Source organism: Pseudomonas sp. LB3P14 (assembly GCF_054898045.1).
Window position 1 is genome coordinate 6,592,555 of sequence record NZ_CM142714.1, and the last position, 19,143, is coordinate 6,611,697.

The 19,143-nt window shown below is 60.2% G+C and carries 12 protein-coding genes and 1 pseudogene; 10 read left to right on the top strand and 3 right to left on the bottom strand.

Going from position 1 to position 19,143, the window contains the following annotated elements:
- Positions 1–161 precede the first annotated feature (161 nt).
- From lptF to pdxJ, 8 genes are all read left to right on the top strand, one after another.
- Entirely contained in the window at positions 162–1,280 is a 1,119-nt protein-coding gene (gene lptF, locus ACYZT5_RS30275) for an LPS export ABC transporter permease LptF (protein ID WP_462048601.1), read from the top strand.
- Complete coding sequence (lptG, locus tag ACYZT5_RS30280; RefSeq protein ID WP_462048602.1) at positions 1,273–2,334, top strand: LPS export ABC transporter permease LptG; 1,062 nt, start codon at positions 1,273–1,275, stop codon at positions 2,332–2,334. The genes lptF and lptG overlap by 8 nt, the downstream gene beginning before the upstream one ends.
- A gap of 171 nt (positions 2,335–2,505) precedes the next feature.
- Positions 2,506–4,305: a translation elongation factor 4 gene (gene lepA / locus ACYZT5_RS30285; RefSeq protein ID WP_150746888.1), complete on the top strand. Its 1,800-nt coding sequence runs from the start codon at positions 2,506–2,508 to the stop codon at positions 4,303–4,305.
- A 5-nt stretch (positions 4,306–4,310) separates the two neighbouring features.
- Entirely contained in the window at positions 4,311–5,165 is an 855-nt protein-coding gene (gene lepB, locus ACYZT5_RS30290) for a signal peptidase I (protein WP_462048603.1), read from the top strand.
- A 184-nt stretch (positions 5,166–5,349) separates the two neighbouring features.
- A complete protein-coding gene (rnc, locus tag ACYZT5_RS30295; RefSeq protein ID WP_059403405.1) occupies positions 5,350–6,039 on the top strand; it encodes a ribonuclease III in 690 nt (229 codons plus the stop codon).
- Positions 6,032–6,934 carry a GTPase Era gene (gene era / locus ACYZT5_RS30300; protein ID WP_131062818.1) on the top strand — a complete coding sequence of 301 codons (903 nt, stop codon included), beginning with the start codon at positions 6,032–6,034 and terminating at the stop codon, positions 6,932–6,934. The genes rnc and era overlap by 8 nt, the downstream gene beginning before the upstream one ends.
- A 174-nt stretch (positions 6,935–7,108) precedes the next feature.
- Positions 7,109–7,798: a DNA repair protein RecO gene (gene recO / locus ACYZT5_RS30305; protein ID WP_462048604.1), complete on the top strand. Its 690-nt coding sequence runs from the start codon at positions 7,109–7,111 to the stop codon at positions 7,796–7,798.
- Between the two features lie 51 nt (positions 7,799–7,849).
- Positions 7,850–8,593 carry a pyridoxine 5'-phosphate synthase gene (gene pdxJ / locus ACYZT5_RS30310; protein WP_462048605.1) on the top strand — a complete coding sequence of 248 codons (744 nt, stop codon included), beginning with the start codon at positions 7,850–7,852 and terminating at the stop codon, positions 8,591–8,593.
- A 129-nt stretch (positions 8,594–8,722) separates the two neighbouring features.
- Here the strand turns inward: pdxJ and mltF are convergent, their stop codons facing one another.
- Positions 8,723–10,183 (bottom strand): membrane-bound lytic murein transglycosylase MltF, encoded by a 1,461-nt coding sequence (gene mltF, locus ACYZT5_RS30315; RefSeq protein ID WP_462048606.1) that lies wholly within the window; start codon positions 10,181–10,183, stop codon positions 8,723–8,725.
- Between the two features lie 274 nt (positions 10,184–10,457).
- Here mltF and purL point away from each other — a divergent pair, with 274 nt between their 5' ends.
- Both purL and ACYZT5_RS30325 read left to right on the top strand, forming a co-directional pair.
- Positions 10,458–14,354, top strand: a complete 3,897-nt coding sequence (gene purL, locus ACYZT5_RS30320) for a phosphoribosylformylglycinamidine synthase (RefSeq protein ID WP_462048607.1) — start codon at positions 10,458–10,460, stop codon at positions 14,352–14,354.
- 5 nt (positions 14,355–14,359) lie between these two features.
- Positions 14,360–14,671 carry an NGG1p interacting factor NIF3 gene (locus ACYZT5_RS30325; protein ID WP_462048608.1) on the top strand — a complete coding sequence of 104 codons (312 nt, stop codon included), beginning with the start codon at positions 14,360–14,362 and terminating at the stop codon, positions 14,669–14,671.
- A gap of 184 nt (positions 14,672–14,855) precedes the next feature.
- Here ACYZT5_RS30325 and nagE read toward each other — a convergent pair.
- Together nagE and ptsP are read right to left on the bottom strand one after the other, a co-directional pair.
- Positions 14,856–16,570, bottom strand: a pseudogene (gene nagE, locus ACYZT5_RS30330) (N-acetylglucosamine-specific PTS transporter subunit IIBC).
- Between the two features lie 46 nt (positions 16,571–16,616).
- Positions 16,617–19,133, bottom strand: a complete 2,517-nt coding sequence (ptsP, locus tag ACYZT5_RS30335) for a phosphoenolpyruvate--protein phosphotransferase (RefSeq protein ID WP_462048609.1) — start codon at positions 19,131–19,133, stop codon at positions 16,617–16,619.
- Positions 19,134–19,143 lie beyond the last annotated feature (10 nt).

Sequence of the window (19,143 nt, forward strand, 5' to 3'; positions counted from 1 at the left end):
GTACGATCTTCAACGCTTTAACCGCCTGCTTGAGCGTGCGCAGTGACAGGCGCGCTCAATCACAGGATAATGCGCATCTTTTTCGGCGGCTCTGCCCTTCGAGCCGGCTGATGCGTTTGCTTGTTTGGCCGCCTTAGCCTGACAACCCTGGAGTGTCTGGTTTGATCGTCTTCCGTTATCTATCCCGCGAAGTCCTGTTGACCTTGAGCGCCGTCAGCGCTGTGCTGCTGGTCATCATCATGAGCGGTCGCTTCATCAAGTACCTCGCCCAGGCGGCCTCAGGCCTCCTGGATCCGGGCTCGCTATTCCTGATCATGGGCTTTCGTCTGCCGGGTTTCCTGCAGCTGATTTTGCCTCTGGGCCTGTTTCTCGGCATCCTGCTGGCCTACGGTCGCCTGTACCTTGAAAGTGAAATGACGGTGCTGTCTGCCACCGGCATGAGCCAGCAGCGTCTGTTTATCATGACCCTTTTTCCAGCCACCCTGGTTGCACTGGTGGTGGCGTGGCTGAGCCTGAGCCTGGCGCCACAAGGCGCCAATCAATTCCAGTTGCTGTTGAACAAGCAGGATGCCCTGACCGAGTTCGACACCCTGGAACCGGGTCGCTTCCAGGCTTTGCGTGACGGCACGCGGGTGACCTACACCGAAACGCTGTCGGATGACCGCATCAACCTCGGAGGCGTCTTCATTTCGCAAAAAAACGTCTCGTCCGATGAGAAGGATCGTGGAATTTCCGTACTGGTGGCCGAGAAGGGTCGTCAGGAAATTCGCCCCGACGGTAACCGTTACCTGATTCTCGACAACGGCTATCGCTATGACGGCAATCCGGGTCAGGCCGACTACCGGGCGATCAAGTACGACGAGTACGGCGTATTGCTGCCCAAGCCGGACGTCAGCGACGAAGTGACCGACCGTGACGCAATGACCACCGCGTCGTTGATGGGCAGTGACGACATCCGTTCGAGTACCGAACTGCAATGGCGTCTGTCCTTGCCATTGCTGGTCTTCATCGTGACCTTGATGGCGGTGCCGTTATCGCGGGTCAACCCGCGTCAGGGCCGCTTCCTCAAGCTGTTGCCGGCGATTCTTCTTTATATGGCTTACCTGTCCATCCTGATTGCCGCTCGCGGCGCCCTTGAAAAGGGCAAAATCCCGCCTGCTCTGGGGTTGTGGTGGGTGCATGCAATCTTCCTGGTCATCGGCCTGGGCTTGCTCTATTGGGAACCCTTGCAGTTGAAGCTGGCGAGTCGCCGCAGCGCGCTGGAGGTGGCTCGTGGTTAAGCTCGATCGCTACATTGGTAGCAGCGTGTTCGTGGCGATTCTGGCAGTACTGGGGATCATTCTCGGTCTGGCAACACTGTTCGCTTTCATCGATGAAATGAGTGAGGTCAGCGATACCTACACCTTGGTCGACGTGTTGAGTTATGTCCTGTTGACCGCGCCGCGCCGTCTTTACGACATGTTGCCAATGGCAGCGCTGATCGGTTGCCTGATCGGCCTCGGCAGTCTGGCCAGTCACAGCGAGCTGACCATCATGCGCGCTGCGGGCGTGTCGATCGGGCGAATCGTCTGGGCGGTCATGAAACCAATGCTGATCCTGATGGCGGTGGGTGTGCTGATCGGCGAATACGTCGCGCCGGCCACCGAAGTCACCGCTCAGGCCAATCGCTCCCTGGCTCAGGGCGGCGGCGATGCGCAAAGCGCCAAGCATGGTTTGTGGCACCGCCAGGGTGATGAGTTTATTCACGTCAACTCTGTGCAGCCCAACGGTCTGCTGTACGGCGTCACCCGTTATCGTTTCGACAATGAGCGTCATATGCTGTCTTCCAGCTTCGCCAAGCGGGCGAAGTTCGATCAGGATCACTGGCAATTGAGCGACGTCACCACCACGCTGTTCCATGAAAAGAGCACTGAAGTGGTCACCGCCCCGGACGAGCGCTGGGATGTCGCCTTGAGCCCGCAGCTGTTGAGTACCGTGGTCATGTCGCCTGAGACGCTGTCGATCAGCGGTCTGTGGGGTTACATCCACTACCTGGCTGACCAGGGCCTGAGCAATGGCCGTTACTGGCTGGCGTTTTGGGTCAAGGTGTTGCAGCCGCTGGTGACCGCCGCGCTGGTGCTGATGGCGATTTCCTTCATCTTCGGTCCGTTGCGCTCGGTGACCCTCGGTCAGCGGGTGTTCACTGGCGTGCTGGTGGGCTTCACCTTCCGCATCGTTCAGGATTTGCTCGGTCCTTCGAGCCTGGTCTTCGGTTTCTCGCCACTGTTTGCGGTACTTGTTCCGGCAGGTGTTTGTGCCTTGGCCGGGGTGTGGTTGTTGCGCCGGGCCGGTTGATCAGGGGTTTCTCCTGACCTTGCTGGTCACTCAAAGCGCCCCTGTCGCAAGACCGGGGCGTTTTTGTATCCGCCGTCTGACCTGCGAACGTGACGCTTGCGCCGTGGATCAGGTACAATTCCCGGCTATTTTTCGGCGGGCTATGCCTGCAGCCTTTTTGAGTGTTGATCCGTGAGTGATTTGAGTCATATCCGCAATTTCTCCATCATCGCCCACATTGACCATGGCAAGTCGACGCTGGCCGATCGCTTCATCCAGATGTGCGGCGGCCTTGCCGAGCGCGAAATGGAAGCCCAGGTTCTGGATTCCATGGACCTGGAACGTGAACGCGGGATCACCATCAAGGCCCACAGCGTCACCCTGTATTACACCGCTCGCGATGGCATCAAGTACCAGTTGAACTTCATTGACACCCCGGGCCACGTCGACTTCACCTATGAAGTCAGCCGGTCGCTGGCGGCCTGTGAAGGCGCGTTGCTGGTGGTCGATGCCGGTCAGGGCGTTGAAGCGCAGTCGGTTGCCAACTGCTACACCGCGATTGAGCAGGGCCTGGAAGTCATGCCAGTCCTGAACAAGATCGACCTGCCACAGGCTGATCCGGACCGCGTTAAAGAAGAAATCGAAAAAATCATCGGTATCGATGCCACCGACGCGGTCGAGTGCAGCGCCAAGACCGGCCTGGGTGTCGATGAAGTGCTCGAACGTCTGGTTCAAACCATTCCTGCGCCGACCGGCAATTACGAAGATCCGTTGCAAGCGTTGATCATCGACTCCTGGTTCGACAATTACCTGGGCGTTGTTTCCCTGGTACGCGTGCGCCACGGTCGCGTGAAGAAAGGCGACAAGATCCTGGTCAAGTCCACCGGCAAGATCCACCTCGTGGACAGCGTCGGTGTCTTCAACCCGAAACACACCGCTACCGTTGACCTGAAGGCTGGCGAAGTGGGTTTCATCATCGCCGGCATCAAGGACATTCACGGTGCACCGGTCGGTGACACCCTGACCTTGAGCTCCACGCCCGACGTCGACGTGTTGCCCGGTTTCAAACGCATTCAACCGCAGGTGTACGCCGGCCTGTTCCCGGTCAGCTCCGACGACTTCGAAGATTTCCGTGAAGCCCTGCAAAAGCTCACGCTCAACGACTCGTCCCTGCAATACACCCCGGAAAGCTCCGACGCCCTGGGCTTCGGTTTCCGTTGCGGGTTCCTCGGCATGCTGCACATGGAAATCATCCAGGAGCGCCTGGAGCGCGAGTACGACCTGGACCTGATCACCACGGCGCCGACGGTAATTTTCGAGCTGTTGCTGAAAACCGGTGAAACGATTTACGTCGACAACCCGTCGAAGCTTCCAGACCTGTCCTCGATCGAAGACATGCGTGAACCGATCGTGCGGGCCAATATTCTTGTGCCGCAAGAGCATCTGGGCAACGTCATTACCCTGTGCATCGAGAAGCGTGGCGTACAGCACGACATGCTGTTCCTCGGTACTCAGGTTCAAGTGACCTACGATTTGCCGATGAACGAAGTGGTCCTGGACTTCTTCGACCGTCTGAAATCCACCAGCCGTGGCTATGCATCGCTGGATTACCATTTCGATCGTTATCAATCGGCTAATCTGGTGAAACTGGATGTGCTGATCAACGGTGACAAAGTCGACGCCCTGGCGTTGATCGTGCACAAGGATAACGCGCACTACAAAGGTCGCCAGCTGACCGAGAAGATGAAAGAACTGATTCCACGTCAGATGTTCGACGTCGCAATCCAGGCCGCCATTGGCGGGCAGATTATTGCGCGGACCTCTGTCAAGGCGCTCAGAAAGAACGTATTGGCCAAATGCTACGGTGGTGACGTTAGCCGTAAGCGCAAGCTGTTGGAAAAGCAAAAGGCCGGTAAAAAACGCATGAAGCAAGTCGGTAACGTGGAAATTCCACAAGAAGCCTTCCTTGCAGTGCTCAGGTTGGATAGTTAGGTCCTATGTCACTAAATTTCCCGCTGTTGCTGGTCATCGCCGTGTTCGTCTGCGGCCTGTTGGCGTTGCTCGATCTGCTGTTCCTGGCGCCACGGCGCCGGGCTGCCATCAACTCCTATCAGGGGAGTGTCAGCCAGGCTGACATGGTGGTCGTCGAGAAACTGAACAAAGAGCCGCTGCTGGTCGAATACGGCAAGTCGTTCTTCCCGGTGTTGTTCATCGTGCTGGTACTGCGTTCGTTCCTGGTGGAACCGTTCCAGATTCCTTCCGGCTCGATGAAACCGACCCTGGACGTTGGCGACTTCATTCTGGTGAACAAGTTTTCTTACGGGATCCGCTTGCCGGTGATCGACAAGAAAGTCATCGAAGTGGGTGACCCACAGCGCGGCGATGTGATGGTGTTCCGCTACCCGAGCGATCCGAACGTCAACTATATTAAACGTGTGGTGGGCCTGCCGGGTGACCAGATTCGATACACCGCCGACAAGCGTCTGTTCGTCAACGGTGATTCGATTGCCGAACAACTGGTCGGCTCCGAGCCGGGCACGTTGGGCAGCGCTGAGCTCTACAAGGAAAAACTCGGCGCCGCCGAGCACCTGATCCGCAAGGAAATGAGCCGTTACCGCGCAACGCCGGACCATTCGTGGACCGTGCCTGCCGGGCACTTCTTCATGATGGGCGACAACCGCGATAACTCGAACGACAGTCGCTACTGGGATGATCCGAGTATTCCCAAGGATCTGCTGGGCATGGTTCCCGACAAGAATATTGTCGGCAAGGCCTTCGCAGTCTGGATGAGCTGGCCGGAACCTAAACTCAGTCACCTGCCGAATTTCTCGCGGGTTGGCCTGATCAAGTAATCACACACGGCGCTGTTGAACACAGCGCCGAATGCATTTCTGGAACCGGCACAATCGGCGCCAGAAGCATGAAAACAATGATATTCAGGACGTTATTTTTGAACACAGCGTTAATTGTCCCAAGCCTGCGCCGCATCACGGCGATGGCGGTGGAATCCAGCCACGAACTCAGCGTGGGTAAACCGTGAGCGTTTCCTTAAGCCGTCTTGAGCGTCAGCTCGGCTACACCTTCAAGGATCAGGAACTGATGGTCCTGGCCCTGACTCACCGCAGCTTTGCCGGGCGAAACAACGAACGCCTGGAATTCCTCGGTGATGCCATCCTTAACTTCGTCGCTGGCGAGGCGCTGTTCGATCGCTTCCCGTTGGCCCGCGAAGGCCAGTTGTCGCGTTTGCGCGCACGCCTGGTGAAAGGCGAGACCCTGGCCGTACTGGCCCGCGGTTTCGACCTGGGCGATTACCTGCGCCTGGGTTCCGGTGAATTGAAAAGTGGCGGTTTCCGTCGTGAGTCGATTCTGGCCGATGCCCTTGAAGCGCTGATTGGTGCGATCTACCTGGACGCCGGCATGGACATGGCACGTGAACGCGTGCTGGCCTGGCTGGCCGGGGAGTTCGAAGGCCTGACGCTGGTCGACACCAACAAAGATCCAAAAACCCGCCTGCAAGAATTCCTGCAGTCGCGGGGTTGTGAGCTGCCGCGTTACGAAGTGGTGGATATCCAGGGTGAGCCGCATTGCCGGACGTTCTTCGTCGAATGTGAAATCACCTTACTGAATGAAAAAAGCCGAGGTCAGGGTGTGAGTCGTCGTATTGCCGAACAGGTAGCGGCCGCCGCAGCACTGATTGCCCTGGGCGTGGAGAATGGCCATGACTGATTCAACTGCAACTCGCTGTGGCTATGTCGCCATCGTCGGCCGTCCCAACGTGGGCAAGTCCACGCTGCTGAACCACATCCTCGGTCAGAAGCTAGCGATCACCTCGCGCAAGCCTCAGACCACTCGCCACAACATGCTCGGCATCAAGACCGAAGGCGCCGTGCAGGCGATCTACGTCGACACCCCCGGCATGCACAAAGGTGGCGAGAAAGCCCTGAACCGCTACATGAACAAGACCGCTTCGGCGGCGTTGAAAGACGTCGACGTGGTGATCTTCGTGGTTGACCGCACCAAGTGGACCGACGAAGACCAGATGGTCCTCGAGCGCGTTCAATACGTGACCGGCCCGCTGATCGTGGCGCTGAACAAGACGGACCGCATCGAAGACAAATCCGAGCTGATGCCGCACCTGACCTGGTTGCAGGAACAGTTGCCGAACGCGCAGATCATGCCGATCTCGGCCCAGCACGGGCACAACCTCGAAGCGCTGGAGCGTGTGATTGCCGGTTACCTGCCGGAAAACGATCACTTCTTCCCGGAAGACCAGATCACCGACCGCAGCAGCCGCTTCCTCGCCGCTGAACTGGTGCGCGAGAAAATCATGCGCCAGATGGGCGCCGAGCTGCCATACCAGATCACCGTCGAAATCGAAGAGTTCAAGCAGCAGGGCAAAACCCTGCACATCCATGCCTTGATCCTCGTTGAGCGCGACGGCCAGAAGAAAATCATCATTGGCGACAAGGGCGAGCGCATCAAACGCATCGGCACCGAGGCGCGCAAGGACATGGAGCTGCTGTTCGACTCCAAGATCATGCTCAACCTTTGGGTGAAAGTGAAAGGCGGCTGGTCCGACGATGAACGCGCCTTGCGTTCGCTGGGTTACGGCGACCTGTAAGTCTCGGTTTCTGATACACCAGAGAAACCCTGTGGGAGCGAGCCTGCTCGCGAAGACGATGTAACATTCAGCAATGATGTTGACTGTCACACCGCATTCGCGAGCAGGCTCGCTCCCACATTGGTTTTGGGTAGTTTATAAAGCTGTGCTCGTTCATTGAGAACTCTGACTTCCATGTCTCAAACCCCACCCATCGGCCAACTCGCCTACGTGCTTCACAGCCGCGCCTACCGCGAAAGCAGCGCTTTGGTGGACTTCCTCACGCCGCAAGGTCGGCTGCGGGCGGTGTTGCGCAGTGCGCGGGGCAAGGCCGGGACGCTGGCGCGGCCGTTTGTGCCGCTGGAAGTCGAGTTCCGTGGCCGTGGTGAATTGAAGAATGTCGGACGCATGGAAAGCGCTGGCGTTTCCACCTGGCTCAACGGTGAGGCGCTGTTCAGTGGTCTCTACCTCAATGAATTGTTGATTCGGCTGCTGCCGTCCGAAGACCCGCACCCCGGTGTGTTCGATCATTACGCCGCGACCCTGCTTGCGCTTGCCGAAGGCCGTCCGCTGGAGCCCTTGTTGCGATCCTTCGAGTGGCGGCTGCTTGACGACTTGGGTTACGGCTTTGCCCTGACCACCGATATCCACGACAAGCCCATCGCGCCGGACGGTCTCTACCGCTTGCAAGTGGACGCGGGGCTCGAACGGGTCTACTTGCTGCAACCCGGTCTGTTCAATGGCACCGAACTGTTGGCCATGGCCGATGCAGATTGGTCAGCCCCAGGCGCGCTATCAGCAGCCAAGCGATTGATGCGCCAGGCATTGGCCGTTCACTTGGGCGGTCGTCCGCTGGTTTCCCGAGAGTTGTTTCGAAAGCCGTAAATTCCCCGTGTATGCTGTGCGCCGAACTTTTCCATTTTCAGGAGCGCTTCCGTGACCACCAGCAATCGCATTCTTCTTGGCGTGAACATCGATCACGTAGCCACTCTGCGTCAGGCCCGGGGCACGCGCTATCCGGATCCGGTCAAGGCAGCACTGGACGCGGAAGAGGCGGGCGCTGACGGCATCACCGTGCACCTGCGCGAAGACCGCCGGCATATTCAGGAGCGCGATGTGTTGCTGCTCAAGGATGTGCTGCAAACCCGCATGAACTTCGAAATGGGCGTTACCGAAGAGATGATGGCGTTCGCCGAGCGCATTCGTCCGGCGCATATTTGCCTGGTGCCGGAAACCCGTCAGGAGCTGACGACCGAAGGTGGCCTGGACGTGGCGGGGCAGGAAGCTCGGATCAAAGCCGCGGTGGATCGCCTGTCAAAGATCGGCTGCGAAGTGTCGCTGTTCATTGATGCTGACGAGCGGCAGATCGAAGCGTCCAAACGCGTTGGCGCGCCGGCTATTGAGTTGCACACGGGTCGTTACGCGGACGCCGAGACGCCAACCGATGTGGCTGAAGAGCTCAAGCGTGTGGCGGATGGCGTGGCGTTTGGTCTGGCTCAAGGCCTGATAGTCAATGCTGGTCACGGCCTGCACTATCACAACGTCGAAGCGGTCGCGGCGATCAAAGGCATCAACGAACTGAACATCGGCCATGCGCTGGTGGCTCATGCGTTATTTGTCGGGCTCAAGTCGGCTGTTTCCGAGATGAAAGCATTGATCCTGGCCGCTGCAAAAGCCTAAGAATTCCCTACTGATCGTTCCCACGCTCTGCGTGGGAATGCATCCCCTGACGCTCCGCGTCAAGCTCTTGAAGCGGAACGCGGAGCGTCCCTGGCGGCATTCCCACGCGGAGCGTGGGAACGATCAGTGTCAGAGCTGTGGGGTTTCCTGATTCGGCTTGGTCTTGTCGACCCCTGGCACATGCAGGTTGCCCTCGGCGACCTGATTGCCTTCAAGCTGCGGCTGCGTAACCCATGTCAGGATGTCGTAGTAGCGGCGGATGTTCGCCACGAAGTGAACGGGTTCGCCGCCACGGGCGTAGCCGTAACGGGTTTTGCTGAACCACTTCTTCTCGGACAGGCGCGGCAGGATCTTTTTCACGTCCAGCCACTTGTCCGGGTTCAATCCTTCCTTGGCCGCCAGTTTGCGTGCGTCATCCAGGTGACCGCTGCCTACGTTGTAGGCCGCCAGTGCAAACCATGTGCGATCCGGCTCCTGGATCGACTCATCCAGCTGATCCTTCATGTAGGCCAGGTACTTGGCGCCGCCCATGATGCTTTGTTTGGGGTCCAGTCGATTGGAGACGCCCATGGCCTGCGCGGTGTTCTGGGTCAGCATCATCAGGCCGCGCACGCCGGTCTTCGACGTGACGGCCGGTTGCCACAGGGACTCCTGATAGCCGATCGCTGCCAGCAGACGCCAGTCGACTTTCTCTTCCTTGGCGTAAGCCTTGAAGTGCTTCTCGTACTTGGGCAGCCGTTGCTGCAAGTGCTGGGCGAAGGTATAGGCGCCCATGTAGCCGAGAACATCGACGTGCCCGTAATAGCGGTCTTTCAGACGTTGCAGAGTGCCGTTCTTCTTCACCTTGTCGAGGTAGGCGTTGATCTCGTTGAGCAAGCTGTTGTCGTCGCCGGCGGCCACTGCCCAGCTCTGGTTGCTGGCGTCACCGAGGTCAAAGGCTACCCGCACGTTGGGGAAGTAGACCTGGTTCATCGCCACTTCGTTTGAGTCGACCAGGGTCAGATCAATCTGGCCTTCATCGACCATCCGCAGCAGGTCGACGACTTCAACGGCGTCGGACTCTTCGTAATCAATGCCGGGGTATTTCTTTTTCAGCTCCGCCAATTGCTCGGCGTGGGTGCTGCCCTTGAGCACCATGATCTTCTTACCCACCAGATCCTTCGCGTCGGTCGGCCGCGATTGGCCGTTGCGATAGATGATCTGCGGGGTGACTTCGAGATAGGAGTGGGAAAACCGTACCTGCTTTTTGCGTACTTCGCTGCTGACCAGGCCGGCAGCAGCGATCACTGGGCCGTTGGGTTTGCCCACCTGATCAAACAGGTCGTCGAGGTTGTCGGCGGTTTCGATTTTGAGTTCCACCCCCAGATCGTCGGCGAAGCGCTTCACCAGCTCGTATTCGAAGCCGGTTTCACCGTTGCGATCCTGAAAGTAGGTGGCGGGGCTGTTACGGGTAACCACCCGCAGCACGCCATCCTCCTTTACGCGCTCCAGCGTGTTGGGTTTATCAACACAGCCACTGAGCATCAGGAAGAGTCCGGTTGCGATCAGCCATTTGGCGTACCGCGGACGCAAAGCCGTTGGGGAAAACATCTGCGCAGTATACGCAAAGGACCACGAGCGCCATATCTCGACAGCGAAGGGCTTGTCTGCTAGAGAGCGATAAACCTGCGTGAAGCCCGCAGGAATGGGCTCGGACGCTAATGTGTGACAGCAAAAATAACCCCTGGCGCCCCCCTGTTTCAGGCCCAAACACCCGACCCGACGCCCGGGTGCAGCCGCCCGTACCGTTTCGGGTGATGTCGCGGGCTGTTTAGGCTAGAATGCACGGCCTCAAAGCACACCCCTTCCCGAGGCTGTCCCGAAGATGTTGATCCTGCGCGGCGCTCCTGCCCTTTCTGCCTTTCGCCACAGCAAACTCCTTGAGCAACTGAGCCAGAAGGTCCCGGCTGTCAGCGGCCTGTATGCTGAATTCGCTCACTTCGCCGAAGTCACTGGCGTCCTGACCGGCGACGAACAGCAGGTGCTCGCGCGCCTTCTGAAGTACGGCCCAAGTGTTCCGGTACAAGAGCCGACCGGTCGTCTATTCCTGGTGTTGCCGCGTTTCGGCACCATCTCGCCGTGGTCCAGTAAAGCCAGCGACATCGCTCGCAACTGCGGCCTGACGAAAATCCAGCGCCTGGAGCGCGGCATTGCTTTCTACGTCGCCGGCCAGTTCAGCGACGCCGAAGCGCAGCTCATCTCCGATGCGCTCCACGACCGCATGACCCAGATCGTATTGGGCAACCTCGAACAAGCCGCCGGCCTGTTCAGCCACGCCGAGCCGAAACCGCTGACCGCGATCGACGTCTTGGGTGGCGGCCGCGCCGCGCTGGAAAAGGCCAACACCGAGCTGGGCCTGGCTCTTGCCGAAGACGAGATCGACTACCTGGTCAACGCCTTCGTCGGCTTGAAGCGCAACCCGCACGACATCGAACTGATGATGTTCGCCCAGGCGAACTCCGAGCACTGCCGTCACAAGATCTTCAACGCCAGTTGGGACATCGACGGTCAGAGCCAGGAAAAAAGCCTGTTCGGCATGATCAAGAACACCTACGTGATGCACAGCGAAGGCGTTCTGTCGGCTTATAAGGACAACGCTTCGGTCATCGTCGGCAACGTCGCCGGCCGTTTCTTCCCGGACCCTGAAACCCGCCAGTACGGCGCGGTGCAGGAACCGGTGCACATCCTGATGAAAGTCGAAACTCACAACCACCCGACTGCGATTGCCCCGTTCCCAGGCGCGTCCACCGGCTCCGGCGGCGAGATTCGCGACGAAGGTGCCACCGGTCGCGGCGCCAAGCCAAAGGCTGGCCTGACTGGTTTCACCGTGTCCAACCTGCAAATCCCGGGTTTCGAACAGCCGTGGGAAGTGCCGTACGGCAAGCCTGAGCGCATCGTTACCGCGCTGGACATCATGATCGAAGGCCCACTGGGTGGCGCCGCGTTCAACAACGAATTCGGTCGTCCGGCCCTGACCGGTTACTTCCGGACCTTCGAACAGTCGATCACCACCCCGCGTGGCGACGAAGTTCGCGGTTATCACAAGCCGATCATGCTGGCCGGCGGCATGGGTAACATCCGTGCCGAACACGTGCAGAAAGGCGAGATCACCGTTGGCTCCAAGCTGATCGTCCTCGGCGGCCCGGCGATGTTGATCGGTCTGGGCGGCGGCGCTGCTTCTTCCATGGCCACCGGCACCAGCTCGGCGGACCTGGACTTCGCTTCCGTACAACGCGAAAACCCTGAAATGGAACGTCGCTGCCAGGAAGTCATCGACCGTTGCTGGCAGTTGGGTGAACACAACCCGATCAGCTTCATCCACGACGTGGGCGCGGGCGGTCTGTCCAACGCCTTCCCGGAACTGGTCAACGACGGCAACCGTGGCGGTCGCTTCGAACTGCGCAACATTCCAAACGACGAGCCGGGCATGGCCCCGCACGAAATCTGGAGTAACGAATCCCAGGAACGCTACGTTCTGGCGGTCGGCCCGGCTGACTTCGAACGCTTCCAGGCGATCTGCGAACGTGAGCGTTGCCCGTTTGCCGTCGTCGGCGAAGCCACTGCCGAGCCGCAACTGACGGTCACCGACAGCCACTTCGGCAACAGCCCGGTGGACATGCCGCTGGAAGTGCTGCTGGGCAAAGCCCCGCGCATGCACCGTTCGGCCGTTCGCGAAAACGAACTGGGTGACGATTTCGATCCAAGCACGCTGGACATTGCCGACTGCGTCGAGCGCGTTCTGCATCACCCTGCCGTGGCCAGCAAAAGCTTCCTGATCACCATCGGCGACCGCACCATCACCGGCCTCGTTGCCCGTGATCAGATGGTCGGCCCGTGGCAGGTTCCGGTGGCCGACGTTGCCGTCACCGCCACCAGCTTCGACGTCTACACCGGTGAAGCCATGGCCATGGGCGAGCGCACTCCGCTGGCACTGCTGGACGCTCCGGCGTCGGGCCGTATGGCCATTGGCGAAACCCTGACCAACATCGCCGCTTCGCGCATCAACAAGATCTCCGACATCAAACTGTCGGCGAACTGGATGTCCGCTGCCGGTCACCCAGGTGAAGACGCGCGTCTGTACGACACCGTGAAAGCGGTCGGCATGGAACTGTGCCCTGAGCTGGGCATTACCATTCCGGTGGGTAAGGACTCCATGTCCATGGCCACCCGCTGGAGCGACGAAGGCGTCGACAAGACCGTGACGTCGCCGATGTCCCTGATCGTGACCGGTTTCGCGCCTGTGGCTGACATCCGTCAGACCCTGACGCCGGAACTGCGCATGGACAAGGGCACCACCGACCTGATCCTGATCGATCTGGGTCGTGGCCAAAACCGCATGGGCGCCTCGATCCTGGCCCAGGTTCACGGCAAGCTCGGCTCTCAAGCGCCGGACGTCGATGACTCCGAAGACCTCAAAGCCTTCTTCGCCGTGATCCAGGGCCTCAACGCCGACGGTCACCTGCTGGCTTACCACGACCGTTCCGACGGTGGTCTGCTGACCAGCGTGGTGGAGATGGCGTTCGCCGGCCACTGCGGCCTGAGCCTGAACCTCGACGGTATGGCAGAAACCTCCGCCGACATCGCCGCGATCCTGTTCAACGAAGAACTGGGCGCTGTGATCCAGGTTCGTCAGGACGCTACCCCGGACATCCTCGCGCAGTTCAGCGCTGCTGGTTTGGGCGAGTGCGTGTCGGTGATCGGTCAGCCAATGAACAACGGCCAGATCAACATCACCTTCAACGGCGAAACCGTGTTCGAAGGTCAGCGTCGTCTGCTGCAACGTCAGTGGGCTGAAACCAGCTACCAGATCCAGCGTCTGCGTGATAACGCCGATTGCGCCGAACAAGAGTTCGACGTGCTGCTGGAAGAAGACAACCCTGGCCTGAGTGTCAAGCTGAGCTACGACGTCAACCAGGACGTCGCCGCGCCTTACATCAAGAAAGGCATCCGCCCACAAGTTGCCGTGCTGCGTGAGCAGGGCGTCAACGGTCAGGTGGAAATGGCGGCCGCGTTCGACCGCGCCGGTTTCAACGCGATCGACGTGCACATGAGCGACATTCTGGCCGGCCGTGTCGACCTGAATGAGTTCAAAGGTCTGGTGGCCTGCGGTGGTTTCTCCTACGGCGACGTACTGGGCGCCGGCGAAGGCTGGGCCAAGTCCGCGCTGTTCAACAGCCGCGCTCGCGATGCGTTCCAGGGCTTCTTCGAACGTAACGACAGCTTCACCCTCGGCGTGTGCAACGGTTGCCAGATGATGTCCAACCTGCACGAGCTGATCCCGGGCAGCGAGTTCTGGCCGCACTTTGTGCGTAACCGTTCCGAGCAGTTCGAAGCGCGTGTGGCGATGGTTCAGGTCCAGGAGTCGAACTCGATCTTCCTGCAAGGCATGGCCGGTTCGCGTATGCCGATCGCTATCGCACACGGTGAAGGGCATGCCGAGTTCGCCAGCGAAGAAGCGTTGCTGGAAGCCGATCTGTCGGGTTGCGTGGCGATGCGTTTCGTCGACAACCATGGCAAGGTCACCGAGAGCTACCCGGCCAACCCGAACGGCTCGCCGCGTGGGATCACCGGTTTGACCAGCCGTGACGGTCGCGTGACGATCATGATGCCGCACCCGGAGCGTGTGTTCCGCGCAGTGCAGAACTCGTGGCGCTCGGAAGACTGGAACGAAGACGCACCTTGGATGCGTATGTTCCGTAATGCTCGTGTGTGGGTGAATTAAGAGCCGTGTATAAGCTCAGCTTTTTTGTTCCGGCCAGTCATGTGGAACAGGTCAAAAGTGCTGTGTTCGCCGCGGGTGGCGGACGGATTGGTGCTTACGACCATTGCGCCTGGCAAGTACTCGGCCTTGGCCAGTTTCGCCCGTTGGACGGCAGTCAGCCGTTCATTGGTGAGGCGGGGCAGGTCGAGCAGGTTGAGGAATGGAAGGTTGAGCTTGTCGTGGCGGATGAGTTGATTCGTTCTGTGGTGTTGGCTCTGAAGCAGAGTCATCCCTACGAGACGCCGGCTTATGAGGTGTGGCGGTTGGAGGATTTCTGATCTTCCGCTGCTGAAATGAGAAACCCGCTGATGAAGATCAGCGGGTTTTTTATGCCTGAAATGATCGTTCCCACGCTCTGCGTGGGAATGCATCCCGTGACGCTCTGCGTCACATTTTGAAGCGGAACGCGGAGCGTCCCTGGCGGCATTCCCACGCAGAGCGTGGGAACGATCGGACCAAGATCTAAACCTTGGCACTCACCTCACTCCGATTAACCAACGCTTCCAGCGCCCCACTCAAACTCTGCGCCTTGTCGCCAATCAGCAGGTGCCAAACCCCTCCATCCAACTGGCTGACGCCCTGGCAACCCAGCGTTTTCAAATCACATCCGACAACGCCTTGCCATCCGCCAGTTGCAGTCGGATCCGGGTCATGGCGATGCAATCCATCTGCAGCACGTTCTCGCCACCGCCCAACGCCTTCAGCCATTGCTGCGCTTGCGGCGTCGTCACCGCCGCAGGTTTCGGCGCATCGACAGCAGCAGCGGGGGAGGACACGACTGCGCGGCCCAACGCCGGCATCGCCAGCCGAATCTCATCGGCAATGCTGTCGGCCATCGGCCCGACCACTACCTGCAAACTCCCACCCTTGCCCGGCCGAACCACCGCCATCGCACCCAGCGCTTTCAAGTCCGCATCCGACGCCTTGTTGCGATCCACCATGTCCAACCGCAGCCGAGTGGTGCACGCACCCACGGTGATCAAATTCTGCGCACCACCCAATGCCTTAATGTAAGCCCCGGCTCGCTCATTCTCGGCGACCACAACCTTGTCGCCCGTCGGCACCTCTTCGCGCCCCGGCGTCTTGAGGTTGAAGCGGCGAATGCAGAAATCAAACACCACGTAGTAGATCACCGCATACGCCAGCCCGACCGGTATCACCAACCAGCCGTTGGTGGATTTACCCCAGCCGAGAATCATGTCGATGAAGCCACCGGAAAACGTAAACCCGAGGTGAATGTTCAGCAGGTTGGTGATCGCCATCGACAGGCCGGTCAGCAACGCATGCACGAGATAAAGCAGCGGCGCGAGGAACATGAAGGCGAATTCGATCGGCTCCGTCACACCCGTCAAAAACGAAGTCAGCGCCATCGACAGGAAGATCCCGCCCATCACCTTGCGCCGTTCCGGCAAGGCGTTGCGGTACATCGCCAGGCATGCGGCGGGCAGGCCGAAGATCATCATCGGGAACATGCCGGTCATGAACTGGCCGCCCTTCGGGTCACCCGCGAAGTAGCGCGACAAGTCGCCGGTGACGATGGCGCCCGTGGTCGGGTCGGTGAAGTTGCCGAAGACGAACCACGCCATGTTGTTGAGGATGTGATGCAGCCCGGTGACGATCAGCAGGCGGTTGAACACGCCGAAGACGAACGCGCCGAAGCTGCCGCTCTCCATCATCAGCGTGCCAAAGCTGTTGATGCCGTGCTGGATCGGCGGCCAGATCAGACCAAAGATCACGCCCAGGCCGACGGCGGCGAACCCGGTGACAATTGGCACGAAGCGCCGACCACCAAAGAACGCCAGGTACTCCGGCAACTTGATGTCTTTGAAGCGGTTGTACAGCGCGCCAGCCATCAAGCCGCTGATGATCCCGGCGAGCATGCCCATGTTGATGCTCGCGTCGAGCACCTTGAGGGTGGAGATCATCACCAGGTAGCCAATCACTCCGGCGAGGCCTGCCGTGCCGTTGTTGTCCTTGGCGAAACCGACCGCGATGCCGATGGCGAAGATCATCGCCAGGTTGGCGAAGATCACCTGGCCGGCGTCGTGGATAATCGCGATGTTCAGCAGATCGGTGTCGCCGAGGCGCAGCAACAGGCCGGCAATCGGCAGGATCGCGATCGGCAGCATCAGCGCGCGGCCGAGGCGCTGCAGGCCTTCGATGAAGTATTGGTACATGGCGGTTCTCCCTGTGTTCTTTTTGTTTTAGAGCTGTTGTAGTTGTTCAGCTCAGAGGCCATTGCTGGTGACAGGCGTGACGCACTGCACTGGCGCTGCTCAACGTGAGCAGGTCATGGCTGATGCGTCGGCATTCGGCGGCGTCGAGGTGGCGCACGCGATCCTTGATTTCACCGATCTGCACCGGGCTGACCGACAACTCGCTGACGCCCAAGCCAATCAGCACCGGCGTGGCCAACGGATCAGAGGCGAGTGCGCCGCAGACGCCGACCCAGCGGTTATGCACCGCAGCACCGGCGCAGGTCTGGGCGATCAATCGCAGCAATGCCGGGTGCATGGCGTCGACCCGCGAGGCGAGGCCGGCGTGGTCGCGGTCCATGGCCAGGGTGTATTGGGACAAGTCGTTGGTGCCGATGGACAGGAAGTCCGCGTGTTCGGCCAGTTGCTCGGCCAGCAATGCGGCGGCGGGGACTTCGATCATCACGCCCAGTTCCGGGCGCTCACTCACACCGAGTTCAGTGCACAACGCGTCGAGACGCTGGCGGATGTGCAGCAGCTCATCGACTTCGGTGACCATCGGCAACAGGATCCGACACCGGGAGAGCGGGCTGACGTGCAGCAGCGCGCGCAGTTGCTGATCGAGCAGTTCCGGACGGACCTGAGCCAGGCGAATGCCACGCAAGCCCAGCACCGGATTGGCCTCAACCGGCAGCGGCAGGTAATCGAGTTGCTTGTCACCGCCGACGTCGATGGTGCGGATGATCACCGACTTGTCGCCCATGGCGTCGAGCACGGCCTGGTAGGCGACGCGCTGTTCCTGTTCGTCCGGCGCGGTGTTGCGGTCAACGAAGAGGAACTCGGTACGCAGCAGGCCGACGCCGTCGGCGCCATTGGCCAGCGCATCAGCCGCTTCAGCGCTGGAGGCCACGTTGGCGGCGACTTCAATCTGCAGGCCGTCGAGCGTCAATGCACTGGTGTGCGCTTGAGATTGTTGAAGCGCGCGACGTTGCTGATGGTCGAGTTGCGCTTGATGCACTTCGGCCAAGCGTTCGGCAGAAGGCGCCAATTCGAGGCGACCACCGTCGGCATCCAGCACCACCGCTTGGCCTTGCGCCTGATCCAGCAGCGTCGAACCCAGTGCAACCATGCACGGCAAGCCTTTGCCGCGCGCGAGAATGGCGACGTGAGAAGTTGCGCCGCCCTCGGCCATGCACAACCCGGCGACACCTTGCTGGCTCAGTTGCAGTAAGTCGGACGGCGTCAGTTCATGCGCGGCGACGATCGCGCCGGCCGGTACGTCGTAGTGCCAGGTTTCGCCGAGCAAGGCGCGCAGCACGCGTTGTTTGAGGTCGCGCAGATCGTTGGCGCGTTCGGCCAACAACGGGCTGCCGAGTTGCTGGAGAACCTCGCACTGCACGTCGATCGATTGACTCCACGCGTGCGTCGCGGCCATGCCTTGATCGATGGACGTGTTCGCAGCGTCCAGCAGCGCCGGGTCTTGAAGCAAGGCGAGGTGCGCGGCGAAGATCGCTTCTTCGTCGGTGTTTTTTTGCTTCCTGGCTTGGGCCAGCGTGTTGTCGATTTCGCTGCGCACGACGGTCAGTGCAGTGTCGAGGGTTTGCCGTTGTTGCTCGGGATCATGGTGGCCGGCGACCACCGGCAGGCTGATGGCGTTCAAGCGAAATAACGGCCCGGCCACCAAACCGGGAGCGGCGCAGACGCCGTGCAGAACGCCCGCTTCGGCTGCCCGTTTACGCTGGGAAAACGGTGTCGGCGCGGCGGCGTGGCTGTCTTCGGCCAGCGCTGTGGACAAGGCGATCAGCAACGCTTGCAATGCCGCTTCAGCATCCGGGCCTTGGCAGCTGACCTGAACCTCGTCTTGCTCGCCGACGGCCAAGCTCATCAGCCCGATCAAGCTGTCACAGGTCGCCGATTTTCCGGCGAAATGCAGCTGCGATTTGCTCTTGAACCCTTGCGCTGTCTGACGAATCAGCGCCGCCGGGCGAGCATGCAGACCGCCACGATGGGCGATGCGAATGTGGCCGACAATTTCGTCCCCCGAAAGCTCCGCTTCAGCCTGCGCGCCAGGCGCGTGCCGACGAATGATGTGCAGCAAGGGCTCGCCAACTTTCACCGACTTCAGCGTGATCGGCCGCGCCTGGAAGTCCTGGCTGTTGGTCAGGATCATCAAGCTGACGAGGCTTTTACACTGCTGCGCGACCTTGTCCAGGTCGTAGCGCAACAGCGGTTGGCCGTTGCTGACCCGCGCACCTTCGTTGACCAGCATCGAGAAGCCTTCGCCCTGCAACTCGACGGTGTCGAGGCCCAGGTGCAGCAGCAATTCGGCACCATTGTCGGCACGCAAGGTGACGGCGTGGCCGGTGCGGGCAACGTGCACCACGACGCCGGCGCACGGGGCGTGGAGGGTGTCGTTCAGCGGATCGATAGCGATCCCGTCGCCCATGGCGCCGCTGGCGAACACCGGGTCCGGGACTTTGGCGAGCGTGAGCACCGGGCCGCTGAGCGGGGCGCTGAGGGTCAGCTCTTTATTATTGTTGTGCATGGCTCGGTCT